This is a genomic window from Streptomyces sp. NPDC054975, from assembly GCF_053609105.1.
The window spans coordinates 54,582-70,322 of the sequence record NZ_JBSGWV010000010.1 but is presented as its reverse complement, the minus strand read 5'-3'; the positions used below and the strand labels follow the sequence as shown (position 1 = coordinate 70,322).

The following is a 15,741-nucleotide window of genomic DNA, read 5'->3' as shown; positions in this document are numbered from 1 at the left end:
TTGCGATAATCCGACCTATTCCGGTGATGTCGGATGTGAGATGGGCGATACCGGTGGGCGCCGCGGGGCCGTCTGGAAATCCGGCCGGGGGCGGACCACTCTGGGGCCGTGGACAAGAGCAGCGACGTTCCCGACGTCTTCGACCCGCGGATCTACGCCGACGGCCTTCCGCACGAGGCCTACCGCGCGCTGCGCGACCACTGGCCCGTCGCCCGGCAGGAGGAGCGGGCGGTCCTCGGATGGCCCGCCGGAACCGGGTTCTGGGCCGTGACGCGCCACGCCGACGTCGTACGGGTACTCAAGGAGCCCGCCGCCTACTCCTCGTACCTCGGCGCCACCCAGATCCGCGACCCCGACCCGGCCGACCTGCCGTTCATCCGGCGGATGATGCTCAATCAGGACCCTCCGCACCATGGCCGGTTGCGGCGGCTCGTCAGCCGGGCCTTCACGCCCGGGCGGATCGAGCGGTTCACCGAGACCGCGCGGTCGCGGGCCCGTGGCCTGCTGGCGGCCGCCGTGGACTCCGGCCCCGAGGTCGACCTCGTCCACACCGTCACCGACGACTACGCGCTGCTCAACCTGACCGACCTGCTCGGGGTGCCCGCGAGCGACCGGGGCCTGCTGCACACCTGGACCGAGCGGGTCATCGCCTATCAGGACCCCGACGAGCCGCCCGTCCTCGACGACCGGGGCAGGCCCGTCAACCCCCGGTCACCCGCGATGCTCGCCGAGATGTTCGACTACGCCCAGGAACTCGCCGCGTACAAGCGGAAGAACCCCGCGGACGACGTCATGACCGTGCTCGCGGGCTGCGAACTCCGCCCCGCCGAAATGGAGATGTTCTTCTTCCTGCTGACCGTCGCGGGCAACGACACCGTCCGCAGCGCCGCCCCCGGCGGACTGCTCGCCCTCGCGGAACACCCGGACGAACGCCGAAGGCTCTGGAGCGGAGAGGCCGCCGTGGACCGGGCCGTCGAGGAACTGCTGCGCGTCCACCCGCCCGTGCTCTCGTTCCGGCGGACCGCCACCCATGACACCGAACTCGCCGGCCGCCGCATCCGCGCCGGTGACAAGGTCGTCGTCTTCCACGCCTCGGCCAACCACGACGAACGCGTCTTCGCCGACCCCCACCGCCTCGACCTGGACCGCGGCCCCAACCCGCACGTCTCCTTCGGCGAAGGCCCGCACGTCTGCCTCGGCGCGCACTTCGCCCGGCTGCAACTGCGCGTCCTGCACGAGGAAGCGCGTCACACCCTGCGGGACGTCGAACTCACCGCCCCGCCACGGCGGCTGGTCTCCAACTTCATCAACGGCCTCAAGACGCTGCCGGTTCGGCTGCGGGCGCGGTCCGCGCGGCCGACGTGACATCGGCGACCAGCTCGACCACGTCGGGGCCGTACGCGTCGGAGTTGACGACCTTGAGAAGGAGTACGAAGGGGCGCGAGCCGTACGTCCGCGCCAGCTTCTCGTGGTGCCGGGCCAGATAGCGGGCCGCGGACCGGTTGGACACCGCCGCCTGACCGCAGAAGAGGAAGACCGGCCGTCCGCCGTCGCCTCCGGTGAGCCGCGCCAGGATCACATACTCGGTCGTTCCGTTCACGAGCCGGTACGCCTCGCCGCCGACGGTGAACATCACCCGGTCCTCGACCGTCTCCGCGTTCACGTTCACCGCCAGGCCGGGAAGCAGCGACGCGAGATGCGCGGCCATCCGCCGGTTCGAGGACGGCCCGCCGACACAGAACTCCGCGCGGTCCCCCAGGCCCTGCCGGGCCTCGTCGTGCTGCACTATCTCCGGCCGCGCCCCGCAGTCCTTGATCAGGGCCGACAGTTCGAGGAGCGCGGAGACGTCGACGTGGTGCACCGCCCGCTCGCTGCCCGCCTTGCGGTTCACCACGAGCAGGCACTCGGAGCCGTCGCGCAGCCCGAAGAACGCCTGCTTGCGCCGGAGCTTACGGCGCCACAGGTACGTCCGGGTCAGCCAGCCCAGCGAGCCGCTGACCCCGGTGGCCAGGACGCCCAGCACGACGTTGCGCAGGTCTTCGTTCATGGGCGCGCATGGTAGCGGTACGACGCACCGGTGTTCGAGGCGGTCCTGACGAGAGGACGGGGCGGAAGTTACGCTGCGCGGACGGCCGTTGACTGGAGGTACAAGTGCGACGCTCCACCGCTCGGAAGTTCTCTTCTCTCGCCGTCGCCGTGACGGTGCTCTCGGTGGGCGCGGCGGCGCCACCGACCGGTCCCGGCCCGCAGCCGCCCGTGAAGGAGCCCGTGGCCGTCGGTCACGGCGGCGCCGTCGCCAGTGTCGACGCCGACGCCTCCGCCGCCGGCATCGAGGTGCTCCGCAAGGGTGGCAACGCCGTCGACGCGGCGGTCGCGGTGGCCGCCGCCCTGGGCGTGACCGAGCCGTACTCCGCGGGCATCGGCGGAGGCGGGTACTTCGTCCACTACGACGCCAGGACCCGTACCGTGCGGACGATCGACGGCCGGGAGACCGCGCCCGCCTCGGCGGACGCGAACCTCTTCGTCGAGAACGGCGCTCCCATCCCCTTCGAGGAGGGCATGACCAGCGGCCGTGGCGTCGGCACCCCCGGCACCCCGGCGACCTGGAAGGCCGCGCTCGACGCCTGGGGCAGCAAGCCGCTGCGTACGCTCCTCGAACCGGCCGAGAAACTCGCCCGCGACGGATTCACCGTCGACGCCACCTTCCGTGCCCAGACGGCCGCCAACGAGGCCCGCTTCAGGGACTTTCCGGCCTCCTCCGAGCTGTTCCTGCCGGGCGGCCAACTCCCCGTGGTGGGCTCGACGTTCAAGAACCCCGACCTCGCGCGTACGTACGAGAAGCTGAGCCGGGAGGGTGTCGGGGCGCTCTACCGGGGCCCGCTGGCCCGGGACATCGTGAACACCGTCCGCAAGCCCCCGGTACGGGACGGCGCCACTCGGGTCGTTCGCTCCGGCGACCTGACGGAGCGTGACCTCGCCACGTACGAGACCGGACGGCAACGGCCGACGAAGATCTCCTACCGGGGCCTCGACGTCTACGGCATGGCCCCTTCCTCCTCCGGCGGCACGACCGTCGGCGAGGCCCTCAACATACTGGAGCGCACCGACCTCTCCTCCGTCCCGCGCGCCGCCTACCTGCACCGCTTCATCGAGGCGAGCCGGATCGCGTTCGCCGACCGGGGCCGCTGGGTCGGCGACCCCGCCTTCGAGGACGTGCCGACGCGCGAGCTGCTCTCGCAGCGGTTCGCCGACTCGCGGGAGTGCCTGATCCGTGACGACGCCGTCCTGACCAGCCCGCTCGCGCCGGGCGACCCGCGCGACCCGGCGGGGTGCCGGAGCGGCGGGACGGCCGCGCCCACCACGTACGAGGGCGAGAACACCACGCACCTCACGGTCGCCGACCGGTGGGGCAACGTCGTCGCGTACACGCTGACCATCGAGTCGACGGGCGGCAGCGGCATCACCGTCCCGGGCCGCGGCTTCCTGCTGAACAACGAGCTCACCGACTTCTCCTTCGCCCCGGCGAACCCGGCCGTCCACGACCCGAACCTCCCCGGCCCCGGGAAGCGGCCGCGCTCCTCCATGTCCCCGACGATCGTGCTCGACCGGCACGACCGTCCGGTGCTCGCGCTCGGCTCGCCGGGCGGCGCGACGATCATCACCACCGTGCTGCAGACCCTGACCGGAGTCGTCGACCTCGGCCTGCCGCTCGTCGACGCCATCGCGGCGCCCCGGGCGAGCCAGCGCAACCAGACGACGACGGAGCTGGAACCGGGCCTGTGGAACAGCCCGTTGCGGGGGAAGCTGGAGGCCGTCGGCCACGGCTTCCGGCAGAACCCGGAGATCGGCGCGGCGACCGGCGTCCAGCGCCTGCCGGACGGGCGCTGGGTCGCCGCCGCCGAGACCGTACGGCGCGGCGGGGGCTCGGCGATGGTGGTCCGGCCGGCGGGATAGCCGCGGCGGCCGCGGGCGCCTCGACCTGGGCACGTGAGGTCCGGCGAGGTGCCCGCCCGCCGTCCCGCGTGCTGCCCGGCGGGCGCCCGTCGGCCTCGTCGGGCACAGGGGGAGCCGATTACTGTACCGGTACTAGAATGACGGCATGGTGCGTACACCCCTGACCCCTGAAGAGCGCGAACGCGGCGAGCGTCTCGGTCGCCTGCTCCGCGAGGCGCGTGGTGGCCGCTCGATGGTAGAGATCGCGGCGGCGGCCGGCCTCTCCGCCGAGACCCTCCGCAAGATCGAGACCGGGCGCGCCCCGACCCCCGCCTTCTTCACCGTCGCGGCGCTCGCGGGTGTCCTTGGTCTGTCGATGGACGAACTCGTCGTCCGGTGCGCGCCGGTCCCCGTCTGACCTTCGCACCGCCGTGCGGTCCGGCCCGGCGCCTGCGTACCCTCGACCGCATGATTCCCGAGGAACTGCGGCGCGGCCGCTACGTCAGCCTGACCACCTTCCGCCGGAACGGCACCGGTGTCGCCACCCCGGTCTGGTACGCCGTGGAGGGCGACGAGCTGTACGCCTGGACCCGCAGCGACTCCTGGAAGGTCAAGCGGCTGCGGAACGACCCGCGTACCGTGGTCGCGGTCTGCGACCTGCGCGGGAACGTGGCGGAGGACGCGGTGCGCCTGGAGGGCGCCGGCCGGCTCCTGGAGGGCGAGGAGCTGCGGCGCGTCCGGAAGCTGCTCTCCCGCAAGTACACCTGGCAGTACTGGCTCGTCGACTGGCCGGCCACGATCGCCCGGCTGGGCAAGCGGCCGCACACGGGGATCGCGGTCAGCTTCTGACCCGTTCGCCGCGAGGCGGGCGCCGGGCGAAAACAGCCTGTAGCCGTCCCGTAACACGACTGGGGTCGAATGCCCGTGGGCCGGAAGGTCCCAGTCGAGTGCACGGGCGGTGCGGCGAGATGACGGTGTATCAACTCCCGGCGGAAGTGGACGCGTTCGCGCGTCACCTGGGCGAGATGGTGGCGCACCTGGTGCCGGGTGAGGGCTGGTACGGCGTCTTCGCCGGCCGGGACCCCGAGGGCCTGCGGGCCTGCTTCGACGGTACGGAGATCCCGCCCTGGGACGTCGTCGAGTCGCTGCTCCAGGACCTCGGCGAGTCGCCCCAGGGGTACGAGGCGGCCCGGCTCAAGGCCCTGCACGGAGCGGCGGCCGCGGCCCACGACCGGCGGCCGGGCGGGGCGGAGGCGCTGCGCGAGCGGCTGGCGGCGATGGACCAGGAGCGCCGGTCCGCCGAGGCCCGCACCCTTGAGCTCACCGCCCGTCTCCGGGAGGCCCAGGCAGCCCCGGACGCCGACCGGCTCGCCGACGAACTGGCCTGGGCCCGGGACGACCACGCCCGCGCGACGGCGCGGATCGCGGAACTGACGGCGCGGCGTGCGGCGCTCGGACCCGACCGGGAGGGCGAGCGGGGTGGGGGCGGGGGCCCCGCGCCACGGCGTAGGCCGCGCGGTGCCCGGTACGCCTGGCTCGACGACGCCGAGGAGGCGCACGAGGCCGTGCCCGACCCCGGGGTCGAGCTGCCCATGGCCGGGGCCGCGCCGAGAGGGGCCCGGTTCGGCGGCGTCGAGGCCGCACCCGGCCCCGCAGCGCCCACGGCCCGTACGGCGTCGGGGGAGAGCGGGGCCGCCGGGGTGGACGCCGTCCGCGCCGCCGGCAACGCCGTGTACGCGCTCCGGCGGCTGCGCGCGCAGGGCCGCAGCGGCGAGGCCCACGCGCTGCTCTGCGAGGCAGTCGCCGGGCCGCCCGGCTGGCTTCCGGCGCTCGCGGCGGAGCTGCACCGCGTCGGCCTCGGCGCCGACTGGTCCACCCTCCTCTGGGAGGCGGCGTCGCTGCCACCCGTACGCCTCGCCGCCGTCGCGGGGGCGCTCGCCGACGCGGGCCGCGCCGAGGACTGTGAGCAGCTGCTGCGGCAGGGGGTCGCCCGCCCCGTCGACGAGCTGGCCGACGCGTGCACCGCGCTGCGCGCCGAGGGCCATCACCGCGAGGCCCACGCCCTGCTGGCGGCCTTCCTCCGGTCGCGTACCTCGGAGGACGCGGCCCGGCTTGCCGCCGTCGACCCGCACGGCCTCGTCCCTCAACTCCGCGCCGCCGCACGCGCGGTGTCGTCTGCCCGTGAGCGCGACCTGCTGCACGCCCTGCGCGTCGGCGGCCTGGCCGGAACCTGATCCCGAACCCCGCAGGTGGCCACCTTCCACCGTGCGGGCCGTGCGGCATCCGACGTGGCCGAACGTGTCGGTGCGTGTCCGACATGGACCACTCGGGTATGAAACATGATCGACTCCGGCGGTTCACGGCGGTGGTCTTGCTCCGGGGTGTGACGGGGCTTACGTTCTCCTCCTACGCACCGTGTCTACGTGCGTAGAGGCTCTCTGACGCCGCGCCGAAGGAGCAGCTCATGACCGACGTCGTACGCGCCGCACTCGTCCAGGCGACCTGGACCGGCGACACCGAATCCATGATCGCCAAGCACGAGGAGCACGCCCGCGAGGCGGCCCGGCAGGGCGCCAAGGTCATCGGGTTCCAGGAGGTCTTCAACGCCCCCTACTTCTGCCAGGTGCAGGACCCCGAGCACTACCGCTGGGCCGAGCCCGTCCCGGACGGGCCGACCGTCACCCGCATGCGGGAGCTGGCCCGCGAGACCGGCATGGTGATCGTCGTCCCGGTCTTCGAGGTCGAGGGCCCCGGCTTCTACTACAACACCGCCGCCGTCATCGACGCCGACGGCTCCTACCTCGGCAAGTACCGCAAGCACCACATCCCCCAGGTCAAGGGCTTCTGGGAGAAGTTCTACTTCCGTCCCGGCAACGTCGGCTGGCCGGTCTTCGACACCGCCGTCGGCAGGGTCGGCGTCTACATCTGCTACGACCGCCACTTCCCGGAGGGCTGGCGCCAACTCGGTCTCAACGGCGCTCAGTTGGTGTACAACCCCTCGGCCACCCACCGGGGGCTCTCCTCCTACCTCTGGCAGCTGGAGCAGCCCGCGGCCGCCGTCGCCAACGAGTACTTCGTCGCCGCCATCAACCGCGTCGGCATCGAGGAGTACGGCGACAACGACTTCTACGGCACCAGCTACTTCGTCGACCCACGCGGCCAGTTCGTCGGTGACGTCGCCTCCGACAAGGAGGAGGAACTCGTCGTGCGCGACCTCGACTTCCGCCTCATCGACCAAGTGCGCCAGCAATGGGCCTTCTACCGCGACCGACGCCCCGACGCCTACGACGGGCTGGTGCAGCCGTGAGCGACCTCTACGCACGCCACCGCGCCGTGATCCCCGACTGGATCGCCCTCTACTACAAGGACCCCATCGAGATCACCCACGGCGAGGGCCGCCACGTCTGGGACTCCGACGGCACCCGGTACCTCGACTTCTTCGGCGGCATCCTGACCACCATGACCGCGCACGCCGTGCCCGAGGTCACCAAGGCCGTCGCCGAGCAGGCCGGCCGGATCATCCACTCCTCCACGCTCTACCTCAACCGGCCCATGGTGGAGCTGGCCGAGCGGATCGCCACCCTCTCCGGCATCCCCGACGCCCGCGTCTTCTTCACCACCTCCGGCACCGAGGCCAACGACACGGCCCTGCTGCTCGCCACCGCGTACCGCCGCTCCAACCAGGTCCTCGCGATGCGCAACAGCTACCACGGCCGCTCCTTCTCCACCGTCGGCATCACCGGCAACCGCTCCTGGTCCCCGACGAGCCTCTCCCCGCTCCAGACCCTGTACGTCCACGGCGGCGTCCGCACCCGCGGCCCCTACGCCCAGTACAGCGACGAGCGGTTCATCGAGGCCTGCGTCGCCGACCTCGAAGACCTGCTCGGCCACACCCGGGACGTCGCCGCGCTGATCGCCGAACCCATCCAGGGCGTCGGCGGCTTCACCTCCCCGCCCGACGGGCTCTACGCCGCCTTCCGCCGCGTCCTCGACCGGCACGGCATCCTGTGGATCTCCGACGAGGTGCAGACCGGCTGGGGCCGCACCGGCGACCACTTCTGGGGCTGGCAGGCGCACGACCAGGCAGGTCCGCCCGACATCCTCACCTTCGCCAAGGGCATCGGCAACGGCATGTCGGTCGGCGGAGTCGTCGCCCGCGCCGAGATCATGAACTGCCTCGACGCCAACTCCATCTCCACCTTCGGCGGCTCCCCGGTCACCATGGCAGCGGGCCTCGCCAACCTCTCGTACCTCCTCGAACACGACCTCCAGGGCAACGCCCGGCGCGTCGGCGGCCTGCTCATCGAGCGGCTGCGGGCCATCGGCGCGGGCATCGACGCCGTACGGGAGGTCCGCGGCCGTGGCCTGATGATCGGCATCGAACTCACCCGGCCCGGCACCGACGAGGCGGACCCGGCGGCGGCCTCGGCCGCCTTGGAGGCCGCCCGCGAGAACGGCCTGCTCATCGGCAAGGGAGGCGGCCACAACACCAGCACCCTGCGGATCGCACCGCCGCTCTCGCTCACCGTCTCCGAGGCCGAGGAGGGCGCCGCACTCCTCGAACAGGCCCTCCGTTCCCTGTAGTTCACCGACTTCAGCCAGGGGGAGACCCGTGAGCACCCGCACCCTCATCCGCGGCGGCCTCGTCGTCACCGCCGCCGACGAGATCCACGCCGACGTTCTGATCGAGGACGGCCGGATCGCCGCCCTGGCGGCGCACGGCTCCGACGCGGCCGCAGGCTGGACCGCCGACCGCACCCTCGACGCCACCGACCGCTACGTCATCCCGGGCGGCGTCGACGCGCACACCCACATGGAGCTGCCGTTCGGCGGCACCTTCGCCTCCGACACCTTCGAGACCGGCACCCGGGCCGCCGCCTGGGGCGGCACCACCACCATCGTCGACTTCGCCGTCCAGAGCGTCGGCCACTCCCTGCGCGAAGGTCTCGACGCCTGGTACGCCAAGGCCGACGGCAACTGCGCGATCGACTACGGCTTCCACATGATCATGTCGGACGTGAACGAGTCGACGCTGAAGGAGATGGACCGGCTCGTCCAGGAAGGCGTGAGCTCGTTCAAGCTGTTCATGGCCTATCCGGGAGTCTTCTACTCGGACGACGGCCAGATCCTGCGCGCGATGCAGCGGGCCGCCGACGACGGCGGGCTGATCATGATGCACGCCGAGAACGGCATCGCCATCGACGTACTGGTCGAACAGGCCCTGGCGCGTGGCGAGACGGACCCCCGCTACCACGGTGAGGTCCGCAAGGTCCTCCTGGAAGCCGAGGCCACCCATCGGGCGATTCAGCTCGCGCGGGTCGCGGGTGCCCCGCTGTACGTCGTCCACGTCTCGGCGGAGGAGGCCGTCGCCGAGCTGGCGGCCGCCCGGGACAAGGGCCTTCCGGTCTTCGGCGAGACCTGCCCCCAGTACCTGTTCCTGTCGACGGACAACCTGGCGGAGCCGGGCTTCGAGGGCGCCAAGTACGTGTGCAGCACGCCCCTGCGGCCGAAGGAGCACCAGGCGGCGCTCTGGCGCGGCCTGCGCACCAACGACCTCCAGGTGGTCTCCACCGACCACTGCCCGTTCTGTTTCACCGGCCAGAAGGACCTGGGACGCGGGGACTTCTCGAAGATCCCCAACGGCCTGCCGGGCGTGGAGAACCGCATGGACCTGCTCCACCAGGCCGTCGTGGACGGGCACATCTCCCGCCGTCGCTGGATCGAGATCGCCTGCGCCACGCCGGCGCGGATGTTCGGCCTCTACCCCCAGAAGGGCACGATCGCGCCGGGCGCGGACGCCGACGTCGTGATCTACGACCCGCACGCGCGGCAGACCTTGTCGGCGGAGACCCACCACATGAACGTCGACTACTCGGCGTACGAGGGAAGGACGGTCACCGGTCAGGTCGAGACCGTTCTCTCGCGCGGCGAACTCGTCATCGACCAGCGGAAGTTCACCGGCCGCGCCGGGCACGGCGTCTTCACCCCGCGATCCACCTGCCAGTACCTGAACTAGGAGAACGACGACGTGGACTTCGGACTCGTCCTGCAGACCGACCCGCCCGCCTCCGAGGTCGTCGGCCTGATGCGCCGCGCGGAGCGCAACGGCTTCCGCTACGGCTGGACCTTCGACTCCGCCGTGCTCTGGCAGGAGCCGTTCGTCATCTACAGCCGCATCCTCGAACACACCACCAAGCTCCACGTCGGCCCGATGGTGACGAACCCCGGCACGCGGACGTGGGAGGTGACGGCCTCGACCTTCGCCACGCTCAACGACATGTACGGCAACCGGACCGTCTGCGGCATCGGGCGTGGCGACTCCGCCATGCGCGTCGCCGGCCGCAAGCCCAACACCCTGGCCCGGCTCGGCGAGGCCATCGACGTCATCCGCGACCTCGCCGAGGGCCGTGAGGCGGTCGTGGACGGCAACCCCATCCGGATCCCCTGGGTGGCGGGCGGGAAGCTGCCGGTCTGGATGGCCGCGTACGGACCGAAGGCCCTTGCACTGGCCGGGCAGAAGGCCGACGGCTTCATCCTCCAGCTCGCCGACCCGTTCCTGACGGAGTGGATGGTCAAGGCCGTCCGCCAGGCCGCCGCCGACGCCGGCCGCGACCCCGACACGGTCACCATCTGCGTCGCCGCGCCCGCGTACGTAGGCGACGACCTGGCCCACGCCCGCGAGCAGTGCCGCTGGTTCGGAGGCATGGTCGGCAACCACGTGGCCGACCTGGTCGCCAAGTACGGCGAGCACTCCGACATGGTGCCCGAGGCCCTCACCGCGTACATCAAGGACCGGCACGGCTACGACTACAGCCACCACGGCCGCGCGGGAAACCCCTCGACGGACTTCGTCCCCGACGAGATCGTCGACCGCTTCTGCCTCCTCGGCCCGGCCGAGGCCCACGTCAAGAAGCTGCGCAGGCTACGGGAGCTGGGTGTCGACCAGTTCGCCGTGTACGCGATGCACGACGCCAAGGAGGCCACCATCGACACGTACGGCTCGGACGTCATCCCCGCCCTTCGCTGAGGCCACCGGCCCGGAATGCGCTTCTCCGCCCACCGGACGGGGGCGAAGGCGGGGCTCAGCGGTTGAAGGTCAGTCGCGGTGCCGCGTTGCGGGCCAGTGTGTGCGCCTGGTCGGGCCACCAGGTGCCGGCGGGCGGGTCGACGATGCCGTACTCGGGGTCGATCGTGCCGCCGGTGTTGCGCGTGCAGCTGCCGTCGGACTCGCCGGGGATCTTGATCCACAGGTAGGCGTCGACGAGCGGGACGCCGGTGTCGGCGGTCGGGCGCGGGCCGAGACCGCGGCCGGGCGCGTTGCACCAGATCTCCGGGTCGCCGGTGTACTTGCCGGGCTCCGGGGTCCAGGCGCCCAGGCCGTTGCGGCTGGTGTCGATGACGAAGTGGCGTAGCGCGTCGGCCGGGGGAGTCCCCATGGCCTGGGCGTACCAGGCGTCGGTCCAGCGCCAGGTGGTGGGGTCGGCGGAGTCGACCGCGTTGCCCGGGGCGCCGTCGTTGGGCGCGGCGGCCGAGTAGTACTGGGTGGCGCACCAGTCGGTGTGGCCGCGGGCGTGCTCGGGCCCCTCGGTGGCGTACCACATGCACTGGGAGATCCAGGTGCCGTAGCGCGCGTTGTGGTCGGTGGGGTGGGTGTTGGAGACGTTGAGGGCGAAGCCGTCGCTGTGCTGGACGCCGGCGTCGAGCAGGCGCCGCGCCATCTCGCCGACCGGCCGCCACAGGACGTTGCCGGCGTCGAGGTAGACCGCGGTGCGGGCCTTGGACTTGAGAGTCGTGACGGCGTAGGCGAGGTCGGCCACGCGGGTCGCCGTGAGCTCGCCGGTCGGGTCCACGTCCGGTCCGCAGTCGTTCGGGAGGAGAGCCAGGCCGTCGGGCTCGACCACGACGACGGCCTTGCTGTCGCCGATGCCTGCGGCGAAGGCGTCGATCCACTGCCGGTAGGCGGCGGAGGACGCGGCGCCGCCGCTGGAGTACTGCGAGCAGTCGCGGCCCGGGACGTTGTAGGCGACCAGGACGGGGGTGCGGTTCACCACCCGGGCCTCGCGGACGAGGCCCCTCACCTTGGCCCGGACCTCGTCTGGCGTGCCCTCGGTGAACCACTCGGCCTGTGGCCAGCTCGCGAGCCTGGCCATGTTCACGGCGTTCGTGAAGTCGCCGTTGCCGAGGTCGGTGAGTGCCTGCTTGGCGGCCTTGCTGTGTGGGTCCACGTAGAACCTGGTGGCCGGGGTGAGCGGGTCCGTGGTGGGTGCGGCCTGCGCCTGTCCCTGCGTCGCGGTGAGGGCGGCGCAGGCCGCGAGCGCCGCGAGGGCGGCGGTCGCACGGCGCCGTAGGGTGCGTGGCTTCATGAGGGCTCCTGGTCGGAGGGGCGGAGGGTCGGAGGGTCGGAGGGTGTCGGAGGTGTGGGGTGCCGGTGGTGCCTGTGGCCCGGTCGCGGGGCGGCGGAGTGCGGGCCACAGGAGTCGGACGTCAGTAGCCGTGGACCATCTTGTAGGCCACCTCCGGGAGGAACTGGCCGGCCGTGGAGCCGGTTCCGACGCCGCAGTTGCCGTCGGACTCGCCCGGAGCCTTGATCCACAGCAGCATCTCGGCGCCGCCCCCCAGCCGGGTGGGCGTACCGATGCGGCGGCCGGCCGCGTTGCACCACTCGCCGTTGGAGCCGTTGCCGTTGCGGCTCGTGTCGACGACGAACGGCTTGGTGTAGCCGTAGCGGGCGGCCAGTTCGCTGTTGACGGCGTTGCCGTAGGCGGTGTTCTGGGCGGTGGTGTAGTAGTTCGAGATGTTGAGGGAGAAGCCGTGCGCCTGTCGGAGCCCGGCCTCGTGGAGGCGCTGGGCCATCGTCGCCGCGCTCACCCAGCCGGGGTTGCCGGCGTCGAGGTAGACCCAGGTGTTGGGGGACTGGCGGTTGAACTCGGCGACGGCGCCGCTGATCATGCCCTGGCGTTCGCGAATCTGACTCTGGTTCAGGCAGCCGTAGTCCGCGAGGGAGTCGGGTTCGAGGAGGACGACGGCCGGGCGGCCCGCGATCCCGCCGGCGAACTGCGCGATCCAGCTCGCGTAGGCGGCGGCCGACGAGGCTCCGCCTCCGGAGTGCCCGCCGCACGAGTCGCGCAGGTAGATGTTGTACGCGACCAGGATGGGCAGCTTGTCGTGGTGGTCCGCCGCGCCGACGTACGCGCCCGTCGCGGTACCGATCGTGCCGCTCCAGGAGCCGAACCAGTGCGCCATGGGTGTGTTGGCGAGCGACGCGTTGATCGCGGGGGCCCGGCCGTCGCCGGGGTTGGCGGCGACCCACTTCTTCGCGCTCGAGTCCGGGTCCACGTAGAACCCGCTGGTCATGGTGGTGGGATCCGCCGCGTGGGCGGACCGGGCGAGGGCGAGCGTCAACGGCAGCGCGGAGAGGGCTGCGACGAGGGCGCGGATTCGGCGGCGCATGGCGGTACCTCGGTTTCCTGACGGCGGACGCGTCGCCCGCTCTCGTCCCGAGCGGTGCGACGCACTGAGGAAGTGCGGTGGTACGAGGTCCCCGGTGTGGCCGTGGCTCCGGCCCCGGGGGCACCAGCACGCCATGGACGAACGGAGATCCGTGGAAGCGCTCCCATTGGAAGCGGTTCCAGTTCGCGATCCTGAGGTCCGGGGCGTGCTCGTATCGTGTGTTCCGCCGATCGGCACTGTCAAGAGGCCCTGTTTGACCGGTACTTCACAGGGCGGCGATCAGCCTTTACAGTCCGGGAACTGGAATCGCTCCCAGCCTTCCAGGGCGTTCAGGCCGCGACAGGAAGGCGGATCATGGCCGAAGAGGTGCCGCGCCGGCAGTCGACCCTCGACGAGGTGGCCGAACTGGCCGGAGTCTCGAGGTCGGTGGCCTCGCGTGTGCTCAACAACGCCCCGCACGTCAGCCGCGCCAAACGCGAGGCGGTCGAACAAGCCGTCCACCGACTCGGATACGTACCGAACCCGACCGCCCGCGCGCTGGCGACCCGTCAGACCGGCGCGGCCGCCCTGGTCGTCTCGGGGGAGGATCCGTCGATCTTCGCGGACCCGTTCTTCGCCCAGGTGATCGTGGGCGCTTCGGCGGCCCTGGAGGACGCCGATCTGCACCTGATGCTGTGTCTGGCCGCCTCCGACCGGGGGCGCAGGCGCGTCGAGCAGCTGCTCCGGTCCAAGGGGGCCGACGGTGTGATGCTCATGGCGCTGCGCGAGAACGATCCGCTGGCCCGCATGGCGCAGGAGGCGGAGATGCCCGTCGTGTTCGGCGGGCGCCCGGTCGGTCTGGACCCCCGGTGGTACGTGGACGTCGACAACGTCGGCGGAGCGCGCGCGGCGACCGAGCACCTGATCTCGCTCGGCCGGACCCGCGTCGCCACGATCTGCGGGCGGCTTGACACCGAGGTGGGGCGCGCCCGCCACCGCGGCTACCGGGACGCGATGCTGGCGGCGGGCCTGGAGCCCTGTCCGCCGCAGGCCGGCGACTTCACCGAGTCGAGCGGAGCGGAGGCCATGGCCGCGCTGCTGGCACGCCATCCGGACCTGGACGGGGTGTTCGCCGCCAGCGACAACATGGGGGCGGGGGCGCTGCGCACCCTGCGCGAGGCCGGCCGCCGCGTCCCCGCCGACCTCGCCGTGATCGGCTTCGACGACCTGGCGGTGGCCCGGATCGCCGATCCGCCGCTGACCACGGTGCACCAGCCCATAGACGGTCTCGGCCGTGAGATGGCGCGCATGCTCGTCGCGCTCATCAACGGACAGGACCCCACTCCGCTGATCCTCCCCACGCGCCTGGTCCTCCGCGCCAGCGCCTGACGGGTCGCGTCGCGGCGGGTCTCCCGGCCCGCGGCCTCCGCCCGCCCGAGTTCACCGTGCGCTCTCCCATCCGCGCTCCTCCGTGCCCGACGAACGCCCCCGGCCGACCCCCGCCCTGCGCGCGGCGCACCACCTCGACCTCCACGGGGCGTCGACCGACAGGGTTTTCATGAGCCTTGGCGACGGACCATCTCGTTGATCCAGACCGGGGCGAACGGAGACGTGCAGCCGGGGGACGTCGGGTAGTCCTTGAGCACCTCCAGGCGCTCCCCGATGCCGATCGCGCGGCTGCGGTGCTCGGGGTGCTCGATGCCGATCTGGGCCAGACAGGTGTTCATCGCCCACTGCAGGCGGTCCGGGGCGTCCTTCATCTCCGTCTCGATGACGTCGAGGAGTCCGGTCAGGTCGAGGCCCTGGGGCTTCTTCACCACGCGCTCGGCGGTCAGCGCCCAGCCGGCGCTCGCGACCACGGGATCCGGGTCGGCGGACCAGGCCACGCGCAGCTCTTCGGCATGCGGGCTCTTCTTGACGACGTAGTTCACGAGCCAGTCGTGGACCTTGGGCGCACGGGTCTCGCGCACCATGGCGTCCAGCTCGTCCCGTTCGTACGCCTTCGGGCGGCTGATCAGGATCGCCAGCAGCCGCGCCGCCGTGTCGTCCGTCTCCCAGAGCCCGCGCGCGAGCTCCTGCTGCGTCTTCAGCCGCTTCGCGACCGCCCGCAGCTTGCCGAGGTTCACGCCGTGGTCGTCGCCGTGCCTCTCGTTCACCGCGCGTGCCTTCGGGTCTTCGAGCGCGGCCAGCTCGGCCATCACCTCGGCGACCGTCGTCCCGGTCGAGGTCGTCTCGGCCACCTCAGCCTCCTGTCCCTTACGTGCGACATTCAGCCTACGACGCACCTCGGACAACGGCCGGGGAGCCTGCTGGGCCCACCCCCAAGGCCTTCCGCGCCACCCGGGCGGCCCGACTGGAGGACGACCCCGGACCGCCCAC

Annotated in this window: 14 protein-coding genes; 10 read left to right on the top strand and 4 right to left on the bottom strand. The window is 72.1% G+C overall.

What is annotated here, in order from left to right; translation table 11 throughout:
- The first annotated feature begins 108 nt into the window (after positions 1–108).
- Positions 109–1,365 (top strand): cytochrome P450, encoded by a 1,257-nt coding sequence (locus ACWF79_RS13160; protein WP_453728170.1) that lies wholly within the window; start codon positions 109–111, stop codon positions 1,363–1,365.
- Here ACWF79_RS13160 and ACWF79_RS13155 read toward each other — a convergent pair.
- Positions 1,316–2,047 carry a hypothetical protein gene (locus tag ACWF79_RS13155; protein WP_453728169.1) on the bottom strand — a complete coding sequence of 244 codons (732 nt, stop codon included), beginning with the start codon at positions 2,045–2,047 and terminating at the stop codon, positions 1,316–1,318. The two genes, ACWF79_RS13160 and ACWF79_RS13155, sit on opposite strands and share 50 nt — an antisense overlap.
- Positions 2,048–2,151: 104 nt before the next feature.
- On the opposite strand from ACWF79_RS13155, the gene ggt reads away from it, so the two are divergent.
- The 8 genes from ggt to ACWF79_RS13115 all read left to right on the top strand — a co-directional run bounded on the left by ggt (position 2,152) and on the right by ACWF79_RS13115 (position 10,960).
- Positions 2,152–3,954, top strand: coding sequence for a gamma-glutamyltransferase (gene ggt, locus ACWF79_RS13150; RefSeq protein WP_453728168.1), 1,803 nt, complete (start codon positions 2,152–2,154; stop codon positions 3,952–3,954).
- A gap of 145 nt (positions 3,955–4,099) precedes the next feature.
- Entirely contained in the window at positions 4,100–4,351 is a 252-nt protein-coding gene (locus ACWF79_RS13145) for a helix-turn-helix domain-containing protein (protein WP_453728167.1), read from the top strand.
- A 50-nt stretch (positions 4,352–4,401) separates the two neighbouring features.
- Positions 4,402–4,782, top strand: a complete 381-nt coding sequence (locus ACWF79_RS13140) for a PPOX class F420-dependent oxidoreductase (RefSeq protein WP_453728166.1) — start codon at positions 4,402–4,404, stop codon at positions 4,780–4,782.
- 119 nt (positions 4,783–4,901) lie between these two features.
- Entirely contained in the window at positions 4,902–6,167 is a 1,266-nt protein-coding gene (locus ACWF79_RS13135; RefSeq protein WP_453728165.1) for a UL36 very large tegument protein, read from the top strand.
- A gap of 230 nt (positions 6,168–6,397) precedes the next feature.
- On the top strand, positions 6,398–7,240 hold the full coding sequence (locus ACWF79_RS13130; protein ID WP_453728164.1) for a nitrilase-related carbon-nitrogen hydrolase: 843 nt from the start codon (positions 6,398–6,400) through the stop codon (positions 7,238–7,240).
- Positions 7,237–8,517 (top strand): aspartate aminotransferase family protein, encoded by a 1,281-nt coding sequence (locus ACWF79_RS13125; protein ID WP_453728163.1) that lies wholly within the window; start codon positions 7,237–7,239, stop codon positions 8,515–8,517. The genes ACWF79_RS13130 and ACWF79_RS13125 overlap by 4 nt, the downstream gene beginning before the upstream one ends.
- Positions 8,518–8,545: 28 nt before the next feature.
- A complete protein-coding gene (gene hydA, locus ACWF79_RS13120; RefSeq protein ID WP_453728162.1) occupies positions 8,546–9,949 on the top strand; it encodes a dihydropyrimidinase in 1,404 nt (467 codons plus the stop codon).
- Positions 9,950–9,961: 12 nt separating this feature from the next.
- Positions 9,962–10,960 carry a TIGR03842 family LLM class F420-dependent oxidoreductase gene (locus tag ACWF79_RS13115; RefSeq protein WP_453728161.1) on the top strand — a complete coding sequence of 333 codons (999 nt, stop codon included), beginning with the start codon at positions 9,962–9,964 and terminating at the stop codon, positions 10,958–10,960.
- 55 nt (positions 10,961–11,015) lie between these two features.
- Here ACWF79_RS13115 and ACWF79_RS13110 read toward each other — a convergent pair whose 3' ends face one another.
- On the bottom strand, positions 11,016–12,296 hold the full coding sequence (locus tag ACWF79_RS13110) for a glycoside hydrolase family 6 protein (RefSeq protein ID WP_453728160.1): 1,281 nt from the start codon (positions 12,294–12,296) through the stop codon (positions 11,016–11,018).
- Positions 12,297–12,417: 121 nt separating this feature from the next.
- Positions 12,418–13,383, bottom strand: a complete 966-nt coding sequence (locus ACWF79_RS13105) for a glycoside hydrolase family 6 protein (RefSeq protein WP_453728159.1) — start codon at positions 13,381–13,383, stop codon at positions 12,418–12,420.
- A 354-nt stretch (positions 13,384–13,737) separates the two neighbouring features.
- Here ACWF79_RS13105 and ACWF79_RS13100 point away from each other — a divergent pair, with 354 nt between their 5' ends.
- Positions 13,738–14,751, top strand: coding sequence for a LacI family DNA-binding transcriptional regulator (locus ACWF79_RS13100; protein WP_453728158.1), 1,014 nt, complete (start codon positions 13,738–13,740; stop codon positions 14,749–14,751).
- A gap of 167 nt (positions 14,752–14,918) precedes the next feature.
- Here the strand turns inward: ACWF79_RS13100 and ACWF79_RS13095 are convergent, their stop codons facing one another.
- A complete protein-coding gene (locus tag ACWF79_RS13095; RefSeq protein WP_453728251.1) occupies positions 14,919–15,560 on the bottom strand; it encodes a DNA alkylation repair protein in 642 nt (213 codons plus the stop codon).
- Positions 15,561–15,741: the final 181 nt, after the last annotated feature.

Coding starts and splice junctions, on each gene's coding strand:
- ACWF79_RS13130 (WP_453728164.1), top strand. CDS start 6,398: ATGACCGACGTCGTACGCGCCGCACTCGTCCAGGCGACCTGGACCGGC.
- ACWF79_RS13145 (WP_453728167.1), top strand. CDS start 4,100: ATGGTGCGTACACCCCTGACCCCTGAAGAGCGCGAACGCGGCGAGCGT.
- ACWF79_RS13095 (WP_453728251.1), bottom strand. CDS start 15,560: ATGGCCGAGCTGGCCGCGCTCGAAGACCCGAAGGCACGCGCGGTGAAC.
- ACWF79_RS13135 (WP_453728165.1), top strand. CDS start 4,902: ATGACGGTGTATCAACTCCCGGCGGAAGTGGACGCGTTCGCGCGTCAC.
- ACWF79_RS13155 (WP_453728169.1), bottom strand. CDS start 2,047: ATGAACGAAGACCTGCGCAACGTCGTGCTGGGCGTCCTGGCCACCGGG.
- ACWF79_RS13100 (WP_453728158.1), top strand. CDS start 13,738: ATGGCCGAAGAGGTGCCGCGCCGGCAGTCGACCCTCGACGAGGTGGCC.
- ACWF79_RS13105 (WP_453728159.1), bottom strand. CDS start 13,383: ATGCGCCGCCGAATCCGCGCCCTCGTCGCAGCCCTCTCCGCGCTGCCG.
- ACWF79_RS13110 (WP_453728160.1), bottom strand. CDS start 12,296: ATGAAGCCACGCACCCTACGGCGCCGTGCGACCGCCGCCCTCGCGGCG.
- ACWF79_RS13140 (WP_453728166.1), top strand. CDS start 4,402: ATGATTCCCGAGGAACTGCGGCGCGGCCGCTACGTCAGCCTGACCACC.